The organism is Arthrobacter sp. TRD_SC_6 (genome assembly GCF_055361185.1).
The window spans coordinates 3,188,233-3,207,602 of record NZ_CM143953.1 but is presented as its reverse complement, the minus strand read 5'-3'; the positions used below and the strand labels follow the sequence as shown (position 1 = coordinate 3,207,602).

The window sequence follows — 19,370 nt, the reverse complement described above, 5'->3', positions numbered from 1 at the left end:
GCTGCTGTGCCTTCGGTTTGTGGCGAAGGCACATGGGAGGCACCGGGAGGGGTCTTGATTCGGGGATGTCCGCTGGGAAGTCTTCGATGACCCGAGTCCTGTGTTCAGGACCGCGGCGGTGCCAAGCCATTCTGGCACGCACGAAACATTCGACTGAACTTTAGTGCTGAGGGTCACTCAGCTGGAACGAAAGTTGCTCTGGAGCACGCTGAATCGAACAATGTGCGGGAACGAGCGCCATCCGCTGGTGTTCGCAGTCCGCACAGTGGAGGTAGGCGCTTCAGGAAGCGATGGCAGGCCAGCGGCCCTCGACAATGGCTGCGGGGTCGGTGCGCCGGAGGTATTCCTGGAAGCTTGCCGCCTGACGGAGCGCCCAGGTGACCTGGGACTCGTGCAGATGATCCGCAGGACGCTGCAGGTGTGGAAACCTTTGGGCCAACACGGCCCCCACTCCCAATGTGGCAAGGACATCTGCGGCTGACGTGTGCGCATTCGTCAGCTCGACGCCGTAGTGCTGGCACGTCGCGCTCAGTGTCCGTTTGCCGGGACGGTAGCGGTCAGCGTGCTTATCCATGACGTAAGGGTCGAGGACCGGACGCGGCTCGGGGATGGGCAGACCATGTCGAAGGCCCTCGCACGCCAGAACCGTGAAGTCATAGCGTGCGTTGAAGGCCAGCACCGGGACCGCTGCCCGGAAGTACCCGGACAGGACACCCGCGACTTCACTGGTCACCTGGGCGGCCGGAAGCCCACCGGCTACCGCTGCGGCTGTGTCGATGCCGTGGATTGCCGCTGCCTCCACGGGAATCGGGACGCCTGGATCCGCAAGCCACTCGTGATGCTCAATGATGTCACCGCGCCCATCCACGAGGATGATTGACGCCGTCACTATTCGGGCCGTGAGGGGATTGCGGCCCGTTGTCTCAAGGTCAAAGGCGGCCCGGGGAAGTTCATGCCAGCTACTCATGGCCCAGACGCTATCCCCGCCCACCGACACTTTCGTGGGGGCTCGCCGGATGGATGGATTGAGAGAGCGCAAGGGTGCTGGCGATAGGGTGTATGCGTGCATCACCGAGGCGAGGAATACGGGGAATACCGGAATGCAGTTCTCGCCGTCGTATCCCTGGTACCGGCCGGCAAGGTCCTTACCTATGGCGACGTGGCGGAGATTCTGGAACGGGGCGGGCCCCGGCAGGTGGGAGCGGTGATGTCGCGCGGAAACGCTGGAACCACCTGGTGGCGGGTGATTCGCGCCGGCGGACAGCCGCCGACCGGACACGAAGCGGCCGCCGTCGAGCATTATCTGGACGAGGAAACGCCGCTGCGCAGGGCGTCCGGAAACCTCAGCCAGGCGCGGGGCGGGGGAGGGTACCGTGTGGACATGGGGCTCGCCCGCTGGTTCCCCGACCACGCTGATCAGGATGCGCTCCAGGCAATCCGGCGCCGTCTGGCCCGCAATTGGGCTGATGAAGCAGGAATGTCGGAGCGGGATGGTGAGCTTTCCCCATGACAAGGCGAACAGCTCCCAGGGAAGGCCATGCGCCGCAATCTGTGCTGCGGCTGCCACCCTCGCCGGCCTCCTGGGAGGTCGGCTTAACCGACGCTGGGTTGAGCCGTGAGCAGCGGGAGATGTTGTTCCCAGGGGCGGGCACAGGCTCTCACCCAGGCGCCGGGACCGGACGTGTCCTGGTGCTGGGGGGACCGGGCACAGGAAAAACCCAGTTGCTGGTCGAGTCAGCCGTGCACCGCATACGCAACGCGGGCGTGCTGCCCTCCGAGGTTCTTGTTATCGCGCCCACGAGGCTCGCTTCCGCCCGCCTGCGGGACCAGATCAACACCAGGCTCGGGGACAGCGTAAGCCCGGCACCGGCACGCACGTGGTCTTCCTACGCCTTCGACCTCGTCCGCCGCGCGAAGGTGGCCGGGCTTCTTCCCGAACTTGCCCGGCCACCCCGCCTGCTTTCCGGCGCGGAACAGGACCTCATCATCAAGGAACTGCTTGCCGGGCACCGTAACAGCGGCGTCCTGGAGAGCAGCTGGCCCGACAACCTCAGACTTGCACTGGGTACGCGTGGATTCCGGCAGGAGGTCCGTGAACTATTCGACCGCGTGAGCGAGTACAGCCTTCACGCTGATGACCTCGCAGACTTCGGACGGCGGTTTGACCGGCCGGACTGGATAGCAGCTGCCGGTCTCTACAGCGAGTACCGCGATGTCCTCGACCTGCGCATGCCTGAGGCGTTCGACCCCGCGGGAATTCTCACCGCGGCCCGCGGAATACTGGAGCATAACCCCCTTTTCCTCAGCGAGGAGCGGAGCCATTACAAGCTCATCCTCGTAGATGACTACCAGGAGGCGAACACCGCAATCCATGCTTTGTTCGCGATCATCGCCCAGGGGAGGGACGTACTCGTCACAGCCTGCCCTGACACGGTGGTTCAGGGATTCCGCGGTGCCCGCCCGGAGCTGGCGAGCCGCCTCTCCGAAGTGCTGGGGGAGGATCTGCGCGCGCTGGTGCTGAATGAGTCGCACAGGATGCCTGCGGAACTTGCCGCCGCGTGGGAAGCCCTTGCGGCCCGCATACCGGTAGCTGGTACATCGCTCCGGTACCGAAAGCTGAACGCAGCAGGGAAGCACCCGCGTAAGGGTGGCGGAAGCATGCCGGCCGAGACTCAAAGCGGTGAACCGGTATCCGTGCACATCGTCGACAGCGGGTACCACGAGCAGAGGTACGTGGCGCAGCGCATCCTGGAAGCGCATATTGAACAGGGCAGAAGCTTCGACGACATTGCGGTCATCACCCGCAATGGAACCCACGTCGCGGACCTGCAGCGTTACCTGGCTGCACAGGACATCCCGGTCAGTGTGCCGCCTGCAGAGCGTGCCATCAGGGATGAGCCCGCTGTCCGTCCGCTCCTGGACGTCCTCTCGGTTGTGGCCGGGGTCCGGGAGCTCGACGCCGAACTGGCGGTGTCCCTCATGACCTCGCGGGTCGGAGGGGCGGGCGCCTTGGAAATCCGCCGTCTCCGCCAACTTTTGCGTCAGGAGGAGCGCACGGCAGGCGGTGCCCGGGACTCGGACCAGCTCATAGTCGAAGTTCTTAGCCGCGGGACCGTCGAGGACCCCCGTCACCAGCTGCGGCCGGTTCGCCGGTTGTCCGCGATGCTCACCGCTGGCCGTGCTGCTCTCGAGGACCCTGCAGCAACTCCGGAGACTGTGCTGTGGGCAGTGTGGTCTGCCTCCGGACTTTCCTCACGCTGGGAGGAGACCGCGCTGCGCGCAGGTGCCGGGTCCGCACGCGCGGATCGGGACCTTGACGCCGTCGTCGCTCTGTTCCAGACCGCCGAACGCTACGTGGACCAGGTGCCGGGGGCGCCTACTGCGGGATTCCTTGAGTACCTTCTCAGCCAGGAACTGCCCATGGATACGCTGGCCGCAAAGGCCCAAAAGGGGGCGGCTGTTGCGATTATGACGCCGGCTGCGGCAGCTGGATGGCAGTGGCCGGTAGTCATCCTCGCCGGGGTGCAGGAAGGTGTGTGGCCCAATCTGCGGGTCAGGGGCGAGTTGCTCGGATCCGGCGACCTCGTGGCACTTCTGGAGCACGGTGCGGGATTTAAACGGCTCCGGGATCCACTCAGCCTCATGCAGCTCACCCGGGCTGATGAACTGAGGAGCTTTTCTTCGGCGGTAAGCCGCGCATCGGAAGAGCTGATCTGCGTAGCGGTGGCGTCGGAGGATTCCCAACCCTCCTCTTTCCTCGACATTCTGGTGCCGCCGCCTGTTGGCCAGTTCGAGCGTCCGCGGACCGCAGTGTTGCGGCCGCTCACGCTGCGGGCACTCGTGGCTGAACTTCGAAAGTACGCACAGCAATTCGAGCGCCACCCGCAGTTCGCAGGCGAAGCCGTCCGCCATCTGGGAACCATGGCCGAACACCAGCCCGAAGTCCCAGGCGCCCATCCGGCGCAGTGGTGGGGGCTGGCTGGCCTGTCCTCCACAACGCCGGTTGTTCCGGCAGAGGCGCCCATCCCGGTTTCCCCCTCGAAGGTGGAGAGCGTACTGGCCTCCCCGCTGAACTGGTTTGTATCAGCCGTAGGCGGGGAGCGGCCAACCGACTTCGCCCGTTCCCTGGGAACCCTGGTGCACTCGATTGCCCAGGACATGCCGGAGGCCACCGGCAACGAGTATGCGGCGGAGCTGCTGAGGAGATGGCCGTCGCTCGGCATGAAGGACACATGGGAGGCAAAGGCAGACTTCCGCAGGGCCGAACAGATGGTCCGGAAGCTCGGGCAATATCTGGTGGAGATGCGCAGCGCCGGCCGCTCCCTCGCCGGGACCGAAGCGAGCTTCAGCGTTGACTTGCCAGTTGCTTTCGAGGGAGCCGAGAAAGTTGTGCGGCTCCGCGGGCAGGTGGACCGTCTGGAGACTGACAGCGAGGGGCGGCTTTTCGTTGTGGATTTTAAGACGGGCAAATCGGCTCCCGTTGAAGGGGAGGTTGCCCAGCACCCGCAGCTGGCCTCCTATCAGGTAGCCGCTGCTGAAGGTGGCTTCGAGGGCGGCGTCGAGGGTGTCGGGGACGCGCCGTCGTCGTTCACTGTCGGTGGGGCTGCCCTCGTTCACTTGGGCACCACCGCCAAGGGACTCAAGTTGCAGGAGCAGGAGGCACTTGGGCCGGAAAGCGGCTGGGCGTACGAAATGATCGAACAGGCCGCAGGGCTGATGTCAGCCGCTGAATTCGAGGCGGTCCATGACCCACGACGGTCCGGTTTCGGTGCGGGCGCTTGCAAGCTTCCGGAACTCTGCCCCCTGTGCGCCGAGGGAAGGCAGGTCACCGAATGAGCCTGGAAACGTCTGTTCCTGCCGCGCAGGCGGGCGCGTCGCTGTCTGCCGAAGAGCTTGCCCGGAAACTGCAGGGATGGCAGGGATCAGAGGTCCTCTACCCGACCGTGGAGCAGGCACGCATCATTGAGGCGCCACTCCAGCCGTTGCTCGTGCTGGCGGGGGCCGGATCGGGCAAGACCAAGACCATGGCCGACCGCGTGGTGTGGTTGGTTGCCAACAAGCTTGTGCGCCCCGAACAGATCCTGGGGGTCACCTTCACCAGGAAGGCTGCGGGGGAGCTCTCCGCGCGCATCCGCCAGCAATTAGCTGCGTTGTATCGGTCTGAGGGGGCATCCGGGGCAGCTTCATCCGAGGATCGCCTGGAGCCGACCATCTCGACCTACCACTCGTATGCCAACGGTATCGTCCAGGATTACGGTCTCCGCGTGGGGGTCGAGCGCGACGCCGTCATGCTGGGGGCAGCGCAGTCCTGGCAATCGGCCAGCAGAATCGTCGAGTCCTACCCTGGCGCCTGGGAACACCTCAGTGCTGCAAAGTCCACGCTCACCAACGCCGTCCTGACCATGGCATCCGAGTGCGCCGAGCATCTGGTGCACCCGGCGGCGGTGCGGGCTTGCCTCAAGGAGCACATCGAAGAGATTGAAGCGCGCCCGTTCCAGGACGGGAAGGTGAAGGCCCCCACGCAGGGCGTCGGGAAGCTGCTGGACAAACTGCGCACCAGGGTCACGGTGACCGAGCTCGTGGAACGGTACACCCTGGCGAAGCAGCATGGCGGGCAGTTGGACTTCGGTGACCTCGTGTCGCTGGCGGCGCGCATCGTCAGCGAGGTGCCCGAGGCCGTGGAAGTGGAGCGCCAGAAGTACGCGGTCGTTCTGCTCGATGAGTTCCAGGACACTTCCCACGCCCAGATGGTGCTTTTCTCCAAGTTATTTGGTGATGGCAGGGCAGTGACGGCGGTCGGAGATCCGCTTCAGTCCATTTATGGCTTCAGGGGTGCGTCGGCCGGGCAGCTTGGCACCTTCCGAACACGGTTCCCGGTGCGCACGGAAGATACCAGTGGCGGGCCCGCTTCGCTTGCCCCTGCGCCGGTGGTCAATCTCTCGGTTGCGTGGCGGAACTCCACGAGCATCCTCACCGCAGCGAATGAAGTCTCGGCACCGCTGAACGTTCCACCCCGGTGGGTCGGTTCCGGGCTTGGGCTGGAGGTGCCGCGCCTGCGGCCCCGGCCTAAGGCTCCCCTCGGTGAACTGTACGTCGCGCGTTACCTCAGCGAAAGCAGCCCGTCGGGCGGAGGTCCATCGCACCCGGTCAACCCGGCGAGTGATGAGGCGGCGGCGCTGGCCCGCATCATCGCCGCCCAGCGCCTCCGGTCATTCGATAACGACGACGACGGCCGTCCCCTCCGGCCCACCATCGCTGTCCTGTGCCGCGGACGACGTCAGTTTGAGTCCGTGCGGCGCGCTCTTGAGTCCGCCGACATACCCGCCCAGATCATCGGTCTGGGTGGGCTGCTCCGAACCCCCGAGATCATTGAGATCCTGTCGGTTCTGCGGGTACTCGGTGATCCGGAGAGGTCAGACGCCATGCTTCGCCTGATGGGGGGAGCCAGATGGCGGATCGGAACAGCTGACCTGGCGGCGCTCGGAGACTGGGCACGGCAACTTGCGCAGGACCGCGACGCCCGGCTGACCCAACAGCATGCATCACGGACGGACTTTAGTGAAGGAAGCACGGACACTGCTTCGGGCACTATGGCAGGCACGTCAGACGCAACCGCCAGAGGCCCGGTGGCCGGTGAGCAGGTTCCAGCGCCGTCGGAAAGTGCCGAGCCCGCAAGCCTCGTCGACGCTGTGGATCATCTGCCGCCCGCCGGCTGGGTCTCTGCAAACGGGCGGAGCCTCTCAGGAACTGCCCGCCACCGGCTGCTCCGATTGCGCGATGAACTGCGCACCCTGAGGGAATCTGTTGGGGATGACCTTCACACCCTGATCGGTGAAATTGAGCAGACCCTCCTTCTCGATATCGAGCTGGCCGCCAAGCCCGGCGTGAGCATCCACGAGGCACGCCGCAATCTCGACGCTTTCGCTGACGCCGTAAGCGGATTTGTCTCCACCTCGGAGCGGGTGGACCTGCCGGCGTTCCTGGCGTGGCTTGAAGCTGCCGATGCCGAGGAAGACGGTCTGCCGGTTACCGCGCTGGAAACCAGCCGGGAGGCAGTGCAGCTGCTCACCGTGCACGCTGCGAAAGGCCTTGAGTGGGACGTTGTCCTGGTTCCGGGGATGAATGAGGGGTCTTTCCCGAGTGGTAAGGATTCACGGTGGAGTTCCGGGAATGCAGCAATTCCCTGGCCGCTGCGTGGAGATGCCCCCGAACTTCCGCAGTGGGACTGGGACCAGATCGACCAGAAGAGCTGGCTCGAAAGCGAGAAGCTCTTCGCCGAGGACGCAGGAGTGCACGCCGAGCGGGAAGAACGAAGACTTGCCTACGTTGCACTTACCCGCGCACGTCAGGTCCTGGTCTGTTCGTCATCCGCGTGGGGAGGAGGGCGTTCCAAACCGACGGCAGCGTCGAGTTACCTGGTGCAACTCCGTGAACTCGCGCTTGCAGGCGAACCCGGTTACACCGAGCTGGCCTGGATCGACGAGGATCGGATCGGTGACTCCAATCCCGCCCGGGCGGAAAGCGAGCGCGCGGTGTGGCCCGCGGACCCGCTCAGGGCACGGCGGACGGCAATGGAAGCTGCCGCGGGGGCTGTGATCTCGGAAGGGGAACGCCTGCGGCAGGGAGCTGAACCGGCTCCCGGAACTGAGGAGGGGGAGGGCCGCTGGACGGATGAAGTCCGCAAGATCCTTGCCCGGCAGTCGCAGGCTGGTCTTAGCGCTTCGGTGGAGTTGCCCACCCATATCTCGGCGTCGCTGATGGTTGAACTGACCGAAGACCCTGCTGCCGTTGCCCGCCGGCTGCGCCGCCCGGTGCCACGCCGGCCAGGTACTGCCGCCCGAAGGGGCACTGCGTTCCATGCCTGGATCGAGGAGTTCTACGGAACAACGGGAATGCTGGATCTTGGCGAGTTCCCCGGAGCAGCAGACACGTTTGTCGATGAGGGTCTCCACCTGGAGGAGCTCACTGAAACTTTCCGCCGCTCCGCCTGGGCCGACAGGGTCCCTCATGCCATCGAGGTACCAGTGGAGGCCCGCGTCGGGGCGCTGGTTGTGCGCGGCAGGATCGATGCCGTCTTCCAGGACGACGACGGCACGTGGGACCTTGTGGACTGGAAGACCGGACGTCCTCCGGGCCCCCGCGACCGCGACGCGAAGGCCGTGCAACTGGCCGTCTACCGGCTGGCCTGGGCGCGGTTGAGGAAAGTGCCCCTGGATGAGGTTCGCGCAGCGTTCTACTATATCGGCGAAGATCAGGTCGTAAGGCCGCATGATCTCGCCGGCGCTGAAGCACTGGAGAGCATCATCAGGCGGGCGACGGAAGCGTCATAACCGGAAGAAGTAGAACCGGGTTCAGGGCAGGCGGACCACGGGAAGGGCCGAGGTCTCCGTGTTGTCATGATGATTCCCCGGTGCGGAGCCGGCAGAACTACCTTCGGAGGAGGCGTCGTCGCCCTCGCGGTCCTCGTCTTCGTCATCCTCGCTGTCTTCGACCGGATCTGCCCCGGCATGGTGCGCGTTCGCAGTGAAGCGGCCCTCATCGAGAATTTCGGCGTCCTCAGTTTCGGCCTGCAGTTCCGCTTGCGCTTCGGCTTCTGCTTCGGCCTGTGCCAGTGCTTCCTCGGCGGCAAGATCAGCAGCGAGAGAACGCATCATCTCCTCAGCTTCCAGGATCATTGCCTCGTCACCGAGCGCGATTCCCCGGACCATCCACTGCGCCAGCGCGAACTCGGCCGCCAGCGACGCCCGGCGGAGCAGGTGCTCATCCGCTGGCTCGGACCGGGCGGCAAGGTAGGCGGCGTGCACGGCATCAGCGAAACCGGCGTCATGAGCTGCCGCGAGCCACGCGAAATCATCGGCTGGGTCACCGACGGTGAGGTCCGTCCAACCCGTTACCGCGCAGACCCTCCCTGCCGAAAGCAGCAGGTTGTCTTCGTGCATGTCGCCGTGCACCACCGTGGGGCTGAACCGCCACAGGGTGACGTCTTCCAGCGCATGTTCCCAGCGGCGAAGGAGATCCGGGGGGATGCGACCGGCCGTGGCAGCCTGATCCAGTTCGTTGAGGCGGCGCTGCCTGACCTCGTTGGCCTCGTAGGCGGGCAGGTCAGCCTCGCTCACGAGGGCGCGCGGAAGTTCATGGACGGCCGCGATTGTCCTGCCGATTTCCGCGGCGAGCTGTGCGCCGCCGGCCGCGAGCTCCTCAAGCGAGCGCGGGGAGCCCTCGATGTGGGAGTACACGAATGTGCGCAGGTCGCCGATCCTCACGGTGCCAGCCACATGGGGGATGAGGAAGGGCAGTTCTGCCCGCACGCCCGGAGGGAAGGCGCGCAGCACCTGTAATTCGGTTTCCAGCCGCATGCTGGCTTCCGCGTGCCTCGGTGCCCTTACCCGCCACTGCTTGCCGGCGTCGTCAACCAGTAGCGCGGAGTCGAAGTCTGCGGGATCATCGGGTGCTCCTGAAACACCCGTGGGTGCCAGTCCGGGCACAGCCGCGCTTGCGAGGGCCGCGAGTTCCATCGGTGTGCGTTTCACATCCTCCACCGTAAGGGCGCCGGCCCATCGGCCTGTTCGTCCTGCGCGGCGAGTCGCTGCACGCGTCTCACTATTCCTCCAGATTCGCTCCCCGAATCTCCTTTTGGGGGTGGAAGATCGTACCGTAGAAGCATGACCGAAGCCGTCAGCATTTCCAGCCTCCCTTCCCTCGGATCCCTGCCGCTGGCACGGGGTACGGCTGACCGCGGCTCGGCTTTCCGCACCCGCCCTGATCTCTTTGACCACTTGTGGGAGCAGCCCGAAACCCGGGTCCTGCACCTGGCAGACCAGCGAACGCCCGTGCGCGGGAACCGGTTGCTGCTCGGCAGCGTTGCCGACGTGCAGCGCGGCAGTAACCCCGTCTACCTGGGCTCTACGGTGGAAGAAGATGCGCAACTCCCCGCAGGCACCCACGTGGTGCTGGTGCTCCATGAGGCACTCCAACCGGAGGTTGCTCCCGGAGGGCAGTGGATCGGCCTGCGCGCAGCCGCGGCAACCCTCCCTGGGCAGGAGTCCGGTCTGTTGGCCGAGGCGGTGGCCATAGCGAACTGGCACGCCAAACACACCCACTGCCCGCGTTGCGGTAACGCCACCGAATCCATTGATGGCGGGTGGGTGCGCAGGTGCCTGGCAGATCAAAGCCTTCATTATCCGCGCACCGACCCGGCAATCATCGTGACGGTGACGGATGAGGAGGACAGGCTGCTCCTCGGGTCCTCGGCAGCCTGGCCAGAAAACCGGTTTTCAACCCTCGCCGGGTTCGTCGAGCCGGGGGAGTCCCTGGAGGCGGCGGTCATCCGCGAAGTTGCGGAGGAATCCGGGATTCTGGTTCATTCCCCGCAGTACCTTGGCTCGCAGCCGTGGCCGTTCCCCGCTTCCCTGATGCTCGGGTTCACGGCCAAGGCCGCGCACGCGGTTCCAGTGCCCGACGGCGTCGAAATCATGGATGTCCGCTGGTTCAGCCGGGCGCAGCTTTTCGAGGAACTCAAGGATGACCGCATCTCGGTTGCGGCGGGTGCGTCCATCGCCCGCGCCCTGATCGAGCACTGGTACGGCGGTCCGCTGGATGAAGAGCCTGCTGCCGGGAGGCTTTAGTGGAGACCTCCATCGAGGAGCGGATTCTCGCTGGTCTGGATGATGAGCAGCGGGCGGTTGCCTCCCAACTTACGGGTCCGCTGTGCGTTCTTGCGGGAGCCGGAACTGGAAAGACCCGCGCCATCACGCACCGGATCGCCTACGGCGTCCACAGCGGCGTGTATAAGCCGCAGCAGGTCCTCGCCGTAACGTTCACCGCACGCGCCGCTGCTGAAATGCGCACGCGCCTGCGTGATCTCGGCGCACAGGGCGTCCAGGCACGCACTTTCCACGCTGCAGCTCTGCGGCAGCTGCAATATTTCTGGCCGCAGGCGGTGGGAGGCTCGCTGCCTGCTCTGGTGGACCATAAGGCTTCACTCATCGCAGAGGCATCCCGCCGCCTGCGTCTGAGCACTGACCGCGCGTCCATCCGCGACCTTGCGGCGGAAATCGAGTGGGCCAAGGTGTCGATGCTCACCCCTGACACCTATGCAGAGGCCGCGACCGGCCGCGCGGAACCGGCGGGAATGGACACAACCACGGTTACGCGGCTTTTCGCCGCCTACGAAGACCTCAAGGTGGACCGCAATGTCATCGACTTCGAGGACGTGCTGCTCATCACGGTGGGGATCCTGCAGGAGGACCCAAAGGTTGCAGCCACCGTGCGGGGGCAGTACCGGCACTTCGTCGTGGATGAGTACCAGGACGTCTCGCCACTGCAGCAGCGCCTGCTTGATCTCTGGCTTGGGGAGCGGAAAGAGCTCTGCGTTGTCGGTGACGCCAGCCAGACCATCTATTCCTTCACGGGTGCAACCAGTTCGCACCTGCTGAATTTCACGGCCGCTTACCGGGAGGCGCAGGTCATCAAGCTGGTGCGGGACTATCGTTCCACTCCGCAGGTGGTGAACCTCGCCAACGCCCTGCTGGCCGCACGCACCGCGGAGGAGGAGCGGCGCGGTGTCCGCGGAACCTGGGCAACTCCGCTGCAATTGATCGCGCAGCGGCCTTCCGGGCCTGCACCCAGCTTCACTGAATGCAGCGATGATGAAGCCGAAGCCGCCGACGTCGCGCGTCGCATCAGTAGCCTGCTGGCCGGCGGCGTGCCTGCGAGCGAGGTAGCAGTGCTCTACCGCACGAACGGCCAGTCCGAGGCCTACGAACAGGCCCTCGCGGCGGCGGGAATCGGGTATCAGCTCCGGGGTGGGGAAAGGTTCTTTGCGCGGCGCGAAGTGCGCGACAGCCTGCTTCAGCTGCGGGCCGCGGCACGCAACACGAACGACGACGACGACGTCCCCCAGCTGGTACGCGACGTCCTCGCATCGTTGGGTTACACCAGGGAAGCGCCGCAGACCTCGGGTGCGGTGCGCGAAAAATGGGAGTCCCTCGCCGCGCTCGTGTCCCTCGCTGACGAACTACAGGCGGCTCGGTCCGAACAGGGCTTCACGCTCCAGGATTTCGTAGCCGAACTGGAAGAGCGGGCAGCAGCGCAGCATGCACCCACTGTTCAGGGAGTAACCCTGGCTTCGCTGCACTCGGCAAAGGGATTGGAGTGGGATGCCGTGTTCCTTGTCGGACTGAGCGAGGGCCTGATGCCCATATCTTTTGCAGACACTCCCGATTCCGTTGATGAGGAACGCCGGCTGCTCTACGTAGGCGTCACCCGTGCGCGCAAACACCTTGCACTGTCCTGGTCGACGTCGCGGACCCCTGGCGGCCGTGCTTCGCGTAAACCATCCCGGTTCCTTGATGGGCTCCGTCCTGACTCTGACGGACAGCGGGCGTTCCGCCAACCAACCGCCCGCCGACAGCGGAAAGTGGCCGCGCCGGCCAATTGCCGTACGTGCGGCAAGTTGCTAGGAAGCGGCGCAGAGCGCAAAATCGGGCGATGCAGCGACTGCCCGGCGAGCTACAGCGAGGAAACATTCGAGGCTTTGCGCTCATGGCGGCTGCAGGCGGCGCGGGAAACGGACGTTCCAGCGTTTGTGGTATTCACTGACGCGACGCTCGTAGCAATTGCCGAGGCTCGTCCGGATTCACTCGACAAACTCGCGGAACTTGCCGGTGTGGGGCCCGCCAAGCTTGAGCGCTATGGGGAGTCGGTGCTGAGTGTCCTCGCCGATAACAACTGACACAGAAGCCCAGGGTGAAGAGTTTCCAGCGGCAGCCCCTGCGTTTCCTGTTGAGGTTCGCCGATCGGCCAGGCGCCGCCGCACGGTGAGCGTCGATCTGCGGGACGGCGTTGCAGTTGTTTCCATCCCGGCGACCTTCACAGCCCGGCAGGAGAAACAGTGGGTCGAGCGCATGGTTGCGAAGTTGCATGCCAAGTCCATCCGACCGGCGGCGTCAGAGACGGAGTTGAGCACCCGCGCCGTGCAACTCTCAGACCGCTACCTGAATGGCAGAGGGCAACCGGCCAGCATCAAATGGGTGGGCAACCAGAACTCCCGGTGGGGTTCAGCAACTCCAGCTGCACAGGCGGTACGCCTGTCACACAAGTTGCAGGGCATGCCCGACTGGGTGATCGACTACGTCATCCTGCATGAAATGGCTCACCTGATCGAGCCGTCCCACAACAGCAGATTCTGGAGCCTCCTGGCCGACTATCCGCACACAGAAACGGCCAAGGCCTTCCTTGAGGGCGCCGCCTACGCAGCGGACCACAGCCTGCGCGGTAGGTAGGCGAACGTAACCGTCCGCCTACCTACCGGCCGAGCCGTCAGTGCCGGGTGTCGCCGTCGTCGGTTTCAGGGTCGCCGGTTTCCTGTCCATCGCTCCTGGGGCCCTCGGTGTCAGGGCTGTCGGTGTCAGCGCTCTCATCCTGGACAGCGGTGTCGTCGAACCCGCCTGAAAGCAGTTTCTCCAGTGCGGCGTCAACCTCCGCGTCGGCGGATTCGGCGAGCTCGCGCCGTTTGCTGAATCCCGCCGGATCGTCGAGGTCTTCGGGGGTCGGTAAGAGGTCAGGGTGCTGCCAGATGGCATCGCGCCCGGCGATTCCCCGTTCTTCGCGCAGCTGCTCCCATAACGCCGCAGCATCCCGCAGCCTGCGCGGGCGCAGTTCAAGCCCCACGAGTGAAGCGAAGGCGTTTTCCGATGGCCCGCCGGTTGCACGCCGACGTCGGACCATTTCCCGAAGCGCAACGGATGAGGGCAGGTTGGCTGTAGCGGCGGCCGTGAGTTCGTCCACCCACCCTTCCACCAGTGCCAGGGTGGTCTCCAGCCTTGCCAGCGCGGCGTCCTGTGCCGGAGTGCGTTCGGGCATGAAAACGCCCTGTGACAAGGCCGACTGCACTGATTCGGGATGCGATGGATCGATGTCCCGAGCAACCTCCTCAATCTTCGACATGTCGATGTGAATGCCGCGCGCATAGCTTTCCACAGCGCCGAGCAGATGACCGGTCAGCCAGGGCACATGCGTGAAGAGCCGTACATGCGCGGCCTCACGCGTGGCCAGGAAGAGCCGTACGTCCTGTTCGGAGACATCGAGCCCTTCGCCGAAGGCGGCAACGTTCGCTGGCAGGAGGGCCATGCTGTTTTCGGCGAGCGGGATGCCGATGTCCGTTGAACTGACAACGTCCCTGGATAGGGCGCCGACGGCCTGGCCAAGCTGCATTCCGAACATAGCTCCGCCCATGTTCTGCAACATGGAAGAGGCACCGCCCATCATGGACTTCATTTCTTCGGGCATTTGCTCGCTGAGGGCATTAGACAGCGCGAGGGCAATACTCGTGGCAACCGGCTCGGTGAGCCGCTTCCAGGTTCCCATGGTCGCTTCGACCCACTCCGCCCGCGACCATGCGCGGCCCAACCGTGCAGTTGACGGGAAGTCCGTAACCGGATCCAGCCACAGTTCTGCCAGCCGCAACGCCTCATCGACTTCGCGCTGCTCCTTGCTGGAAACAGAGGGGTCACCTCCAGCGGCCGCCGCACGCCGCGCCTGGTCCTGCGCCATGGTCCAGTTCACCGGACCCTCCGACTGGGCGCTGAACATTGCCTGCACCTGCTGCATGATCATGGCCAGGGCCTGCGGATCGTTCGGCAGGCCAGCTGCCTTCGCGATGTCCTGCGGGTTGACGCCCTGCATGTTCCCGCCCATGAGGCGCTCCAGCATCTCGGAGAGAGGATCCTTGGGGGTGTCGTCGTCGTTGTTCGACGGATTGGAAGTCATCGATACCACCGGTCCTTGAGGTGTCTGGTGCGGGTTTGGGGACAGCCGACTTGTCAGCGCCGGTGCCCGTAGCCTTGGATGCGGCCGGGTCACTTACGTTACCGGTCGGCTTCGAAGTTGTCCCCTGCTGATGAGGGGAGTTCGCTGTAGGCAAAGCAGCTGCAGGCAAAGCAAGGGTGCGCTCGGCTTGTAGTCTTGATTGGTGATACCCGCGCGTCGGTCTGTCCGGCGTAAGGGGATGCTCCTAGTTCAAAGGTGACACTCTTGACCCAAACCCTCCCGCCCGAGAAAATCGAGCCGGAAAAGCGCCAGCGTGACCCGCGGTTCACGGTGATGGCGGTGTCAGGCCTGCTTGCTGTCGGTCTCGGTGCGGCAGCGATCGCGCTCCCCGCGCCGTACGTGGTCGAGTCCCCTGGCCCCACCTTCAATACGATCGGTGAAGTGGATTCACAGCCCCTGATTTCCGTCGATGGTCGCGAGACCTATCCCACCAGCGGTGACCTCGACCTGACAACCGTGTTTGTCTCCGGGGGGCCGGGACAGGACGTGAGCATCTTCGAGGTGTTCCGCGCCTGGGCGAATCCATCGCAGGCAGTGACGCCCAAGGAACTGGTCTACCCCCCGGATGTTTCGCAGTCCGATATCGAGGATCAGAACGCGCAGGCCATGACCTCGTCCCAGGAATCGGCGGTTGCCGCGGCCCTGTCGCACCTCGAAATCCCATACGAGGAGACCCTCTCAGTGGTTGGCCTCGCGGAGGATTCTGCGTCGGAGGGGATTCTCGAGGAGGGCGACGTGCTGGTCGCTGTTGACGGTGAACCAATCGTGGCGCTGGATCCTCTGAAGAAAGCACTCAACTCTGCCGGCGGCGAGAGCGTGGAACTAACGGTCACGCGAGACGGCGAAGAGGAGTCCGTTTCCGTGACGCCCCTCGAGTCGGAAGCGGGCGATTTCCAACTTGGCGTCTTCCTCATGTCGGAGTTCCAGTTCCCCTTCGACGTCGACATCGCCCTGAACAATGTCGGTGGACCCTCTGCGGGCACCATGTTCGCGTTGGGCATCGTCGACAAGCTCACCGAGGGCGAACTCACTGGTGGCCGCCACTTCGCCGGGACCGGAACCATCGATTCCGCCGGCAACGTGGGGCCGATCGGCGGAATCCGCCAGAAGCTCGTCGGTGCGCGCGACGCCGGGGCGAGCGTGTTCCTGGCGCCGGCGGCCAACTGCGAAGAAGTGGTGGGTCATGTACCCGATGGTCTCCGAGTGGTGCGTGTGGAGACGCTCGACGACGCAGTGAGTGCCGTTCGCGGGCTGGGAGAAGAGAACGACGACGACGCCGAACTCGCGACCTGCGAGGACTGACGCTGCGTGCCGGTCGGATTTGGACACGATTCAGGAACGATCGACTGGCTGTGCCCTGGAGCCGGAACTGAATTGGTCCGCCCGGACGTGGACAAGGCAGAATAAAGAATCATGGACTGATGCGTTTATCAACGTATCCGTGATCCCGTACAGCCAATGATGAGGTAACAGTGACATCCGGACCAGACCGGCCGTTTAGCAGCAGGCCTAGCCAATCGAAATCCTCCCCGAACCGGCGGCGTGGTCCGCTGATCCCGACACTGATCGTGCTCGCACTGCTCGTAGTGGGTTTCGTCTACTTCTCCCAGGTCTACGCGGACGTGCTCTGGTACAACCAATTGGGCTTCCTGGAGGTGTTCGTCACTGAGAACCTCTCGCGTATCGGGTTGTTCCTGGCCGCGTTCCTCATCATGGGTGCCAGCGTTTTCTTCAGCCTGCGAATCGCTTACCGGTCGCGGCCAATCTATGCCCCGGACAGTGCAGTCCAGGACAACCTGAACCGCTACCAGGCGCAGCTCGAGCCAATCCGCAAGCTGCTGATGATCGGTATCCCGGTTGTCCTTGCCGCCTTCGCGGGTACCGCGGCTTCCTCGCAGTGGGAGTCCATGCTGCTGTTCTTCAACGCGGAGCCGTTCGGCACCGTTGATCCTGAGTTCGGCCTCGACGTCGGGTTCTACGTCTTCACCCTGCCTTTCCTCGGGTTCATCCTGGGCTTCCTCACCAGCGTCGTGGTCATCAGCGGTATCGCCGGTATTCTCACCCACTACCTTTACGGCGGCATCCGCCTTGAGGAAAAGGGTCTCTTCACCAGCAGGGCAGCACGCACCCACATCGCCGTCCTCGCAGCCCTCTTCCTCCTCCTGCAGGGCGTCAATTACTGGCTCGACCGGTACGCGACCGTCACCAGCAGCGACGGGAAATGGACTGGAGCCCTCTACACGGACGTCAACGCAGTCATTCCCACCAAGGCGATCCTCGCCGCGGCCGCCGTCATCGTTGCCGTTCTCTTCATCGTTTCTGCGTTGATCGGCCGGTGGCGCCTTCCAGTGATCGGTACCGCGATGTTGGTCATCACCGCCATACTCGCCGGCGGCGTGTACCCGTGGGTTGTTCAGCGTTTCCAGGTGGTGCCTAACGAATTCAACCGTGAAGAAGAATTCATTGAGCACAACGTGGCCATGACCCGGGCCGCCTATGGCCTCGACCAGGTCGAGGTCAACAATTATCCGGTAGAAGAAGTTCCGGCCGAAGGAGCACTGAACGAGGACGGTGAAACGACGGCGAACATCCGGCTGCTCGATCCAAACCTGGTCAGCGACGCCTTCAGCCAACTGCAGCAGTTCCGTCAGTACTACCAGTTCCCTGAGATCCTCAATGTGGACCGCTATGAGATCGACGGAGCGGTGGAAGACACCGTCATTGCTGTCCGTGAGCTCAATACGGCCGGCGTCCCTGCGGGCTGGATCAACGAGCACATTTTCTACACGCACGGCTACGGCGTAGTTGCTGCGGCAGGATCCACTGTTCAGCCGGACGGGCGGCCCGAATTCATTCAGTCGGGTATTCCTTCCACCGGCGTCCTAGGCGACGAAAGCACGTATGAGCCCCGTATCTACTTCGGGGAGGAGTCGCCGGAGTACTCGATCGTGGGCGCTGAGGACGGTGCAGCACCGCAGGAGATTGACCGGCCGGAAACCGAACAGTCCACGCAGGAGGCCCGCAGCACCTTCCAGGGCGACGGAGGACCGGCGATCGGTAACCTCTTCCATCGGCTCGTGTATGCCCTGAAGTTCCAGTCCACTGACCTCCTGCTCTCCGATCAGGTCAATTCGGAATCGCAGATTCTGTATGACCGCGACCCAGTTGACCGGGTAAAGAAGGTCGCCCCATACCTGACACTGGACAGCAACGCCTACCCAGCGATTGTGGACGGACGGGTCAAATGGATCATTGAGGGTTACACCACTACGGCCGAATATCCGTATTCAACGGAACAGGAGCTGCAGTCAGCGACGGTTGACTCGCTCACCGCTGAGGGAATCTCCGCGACACTGCCTGCGGACCGGGTCAACTACATCCGCAACGCTGTAAAAGCGACCGTTGACGCCTACGACGGCTCTGTGGATCTCTACGCGTGGGATGACCAGGACCCCATCCTGAAGGCCTGGCAGAAGATTTATCCTTCGTCGCTCAAGCCTTACAGCGAAATGAACGCTGATCTGATGGCGCATGTGCGCTATCCGGAGGATCTCTTCAAGGTCCAGCGCGAGTTGCTTGCCCGCTACCACGTGACCGAAACACTGCCGTTCTATAACAACAGTGAGGCATGGACGGTACCCGAGGACCCAACTCTCGAGGAGGGGGAGCGGTCGGTCAAGCAGCCCCCGTTCTACCTGTCGCTGCAGATGCCCGAGCAGGAATCAGCTTCCTTCTCGCTCACCACCCCGTTCATTCCCTTTGTTCCTGAGGGGCAGCAGGCCCGCAACATCCTGTATGGCTTCCTCGCCGCCGATGGAGACGCCGGAACCGGCGAAGACGGCGTCAAGGCTGACACGTACGGCACGCTGAGGTTGCTCGACACTTCGGGCGAGGACTCCGCGGTAGGGCCGGGACAGGCGGCTAACCTCTTCAACTCGGACACGAGCGTCTCGCAGGAGTTGAACCTGCTGCGCCAGGGCGCTTCAGAGGTCATCAGCGGCAACCTGCTGACTCTCCCCATCGGTGGTGGCATCGCCTATGTGCAGCCGGTGTTCGTGCAGTCCTCGGGGGACTCATCCTTTCCTGTTCTGCGGCGGGTACTGGTCAGCTTTGGTGAACAAGTCGGGTTCGCGCCTACCCTCGCAGAAGCGCTGGACCAGGTGTTCCAGGGCGATTCCGGTGCAGAGACCGGTGACAGCGAGAACGTCGGCGAAACGCCTGATGACCCTGCTGCTCCGCCAGCCGGTGAGGAGCCAACTGGCGAGCCCACGGAAGAGCCATCCGAGCAGCCAACAGCTGAGCCAACGACGCCGGTCGAGCCTGGAACAGGGGACCCTGCTGCGGATTTGCGGTCGGCTCTTGAGGATGCGAACGCTGCCATCCAGGAGGGCCAGGATGCCCTCGCCGAGGGTGATTTCGCGGCCTACGGTGAAGCGCAGGAACGCTTGGACAGCGCCCTGCAGCGCGCGCTTGATGCCGAAACCCGGCTCTCGGAAGCCGGTAGCGAGTGAGCTGAAGCAGCCGATTTGCAGTCCACTCCC

Annotated in this window: 11 protein-coding genes; 8 read left to right on the top strand and 3 right to left on the bottom strand. The window is 64.3% G+C overall.

Annotated features, from left to right (window positions below):
* Positions 1-280 precede the first annotated feature (280 nt).
* Positions 281-967: an exonuclease domain-containing protein gene (locus ACWA1U_RS15175; RefSeq protein ID WP_463722985.1), complete on the bottom strand. Its 687-nt coding sequence runs from the start codon at positions 965-967 to the stop codon at positions 281-283.
* Between the two features lie 96 nt (positions 968-1,063).
* Between ACWA1U_RS15175 and ACWA1U_RS15170 the strand changes: the two genes are divergently transcribed.
* From ACWA1U_RS15170 to ACWA1U_RS15160, 3 genes are all read left to right on the top strand, one after another.
* Complete coding sequence (locus tag ACWA1U_RS15170) at positions 1,064-1,510, top strand: MGMT family protein (protein WP_463722984.1); 447 nt, start codon at positions 1,064-1,066, stop codon at positions 1,508-1,510.
* A 119-nt stretch (positions 1,511-1,629) separates the two neighbouring features.
* Positions 1,630-4,836, top strand: coding sequence for an ATP-dependent helicase (locus ACWA1U_RS15165; protein ID WP_463722983.1), 3,207 nt, complete (start codon positions 1,630-1,632; stop codon positions 4,834-4,836).
* Positions 4,833-8,330 (top strand): ATP-dependent helicase, encoded by a 3,498-nt coding sequence (locus ACWA1U_RS15160; RefSeq protein WP_463722982.1) that lies wholly within the window; start codon positions 4,833-4,835, stop codon positions 8,328-8,330. The genes ACWA1U_RS15165 and ACWA1U_RS15160 overlap by 4 nt, the downstream gene beginning before the upstream one ends.
* Positions 8,331-8,351: 21 nt before the next feature.
* Here ACWA1U_RS15160 and ACWA1U_RS15155 read toward each other — a convergent pair whose 3' ends face one another.
* Complete coding sequence (locus tag ACWA1U_RS15155) at positions 8,352-9,530, bottom strand: macrolide 2'-phosphotransferase (protein WP_463722981.1); 1,179 nt, start codon at positions 9,528-9,530, stop codon at positions 8,352-8,354.
* A gap of 132 nt (positions 9,531-9,662) precedes the next feature.
* On the opposite strand from ACWA1U_RS15155, the gene nudC reads away from it, so the two are divergent.
* The 3 genes from nudC (at position 9,663) to ACWA1U_RS15140 (ending at position 13,283) form a co-directional block, all read left to right on the top strand.
* On the top strand, positions 9,663-10,625 hold the full coding sequence (nudC, locus tag ACWA1U_RS15150; protein ID WP_463722980.1) for an NAD(+) diphosphatase: 963 nt from the start codon (positions 9,663-9,665) through the stop codon (positions 10,623-10,625).
* Positions 10,625-12,733: an ATP-dependent DNA helicase UvrD2 gene (locus ACWA1U_RS15145; protein ID WP_463722979.1), complete on the top strand. Its 2,109-nt coding sequence runs from the start codon at positions 10,625-10,627 to the stop codon at positions 12,731-12,733. The genes nudC and ACWA1U_RS15145 overlap by 1 nt, the downstream gene beginning before the upstream one ends.
* A gap of 85 nt (positions 12,734-12,818) precedes the next feature.
* Entirely contained in the window at positions 12,819-13,283 is a 465-nt protein-coding gene (locus tag ACWA1U_RS15140; protein ID WP_463722978.1) for a M48 metallopeptidase family protein, read from the top strand.
* 37 nt (positions 13,284-13,320) lie between these two features.
* On the opposite strand, the gene ACWA1U_RS15135 is transcribed toward ACWA1U_RS15140, so the two are convergent.
* Positions 13,321-14,769 carry a zinc-dependent metalloprotease gene (locus ACWA1U_RS15135; protein ID WP_463722977.1) on the bottom strand — a complete coding sequence of 483 codons (1,449 nt, stop codon included), beginning with the start codon at positions 14,767-14,769 and terminating at the stop codon, positions 13,321-13,323.
* 255 nt (positions 14,770-15,024) lie between these two features.
* Between ACWA1U_RS15135 and ACWA1U_RS15130 the strand changes: the two genes are divergently transcribed.
* Positions 15,025-16,131, top strand: a complete 1,107-nt coding sequence (locus ACWA1U_RS15130; RefSeq protein WP_463722976.1) for a YlbL family protein — start codon at positions 15,025-15,027, stop codon at positions 16,129-16,131.
* Between the two features lie 248 nt (positions 16,132-16,379).
* Entirely contained in the window at positions 16,380-19,340 is a 2,961-nt protein-coding gene (locus ACWA1U_RS15125) for a UPF0182 family membrane protein (protein ID WP_463725063.1), read from the top strand.
* The last annotated feature ends 30 nt before the right edge of the window (positions 19,341-19,370 follow it).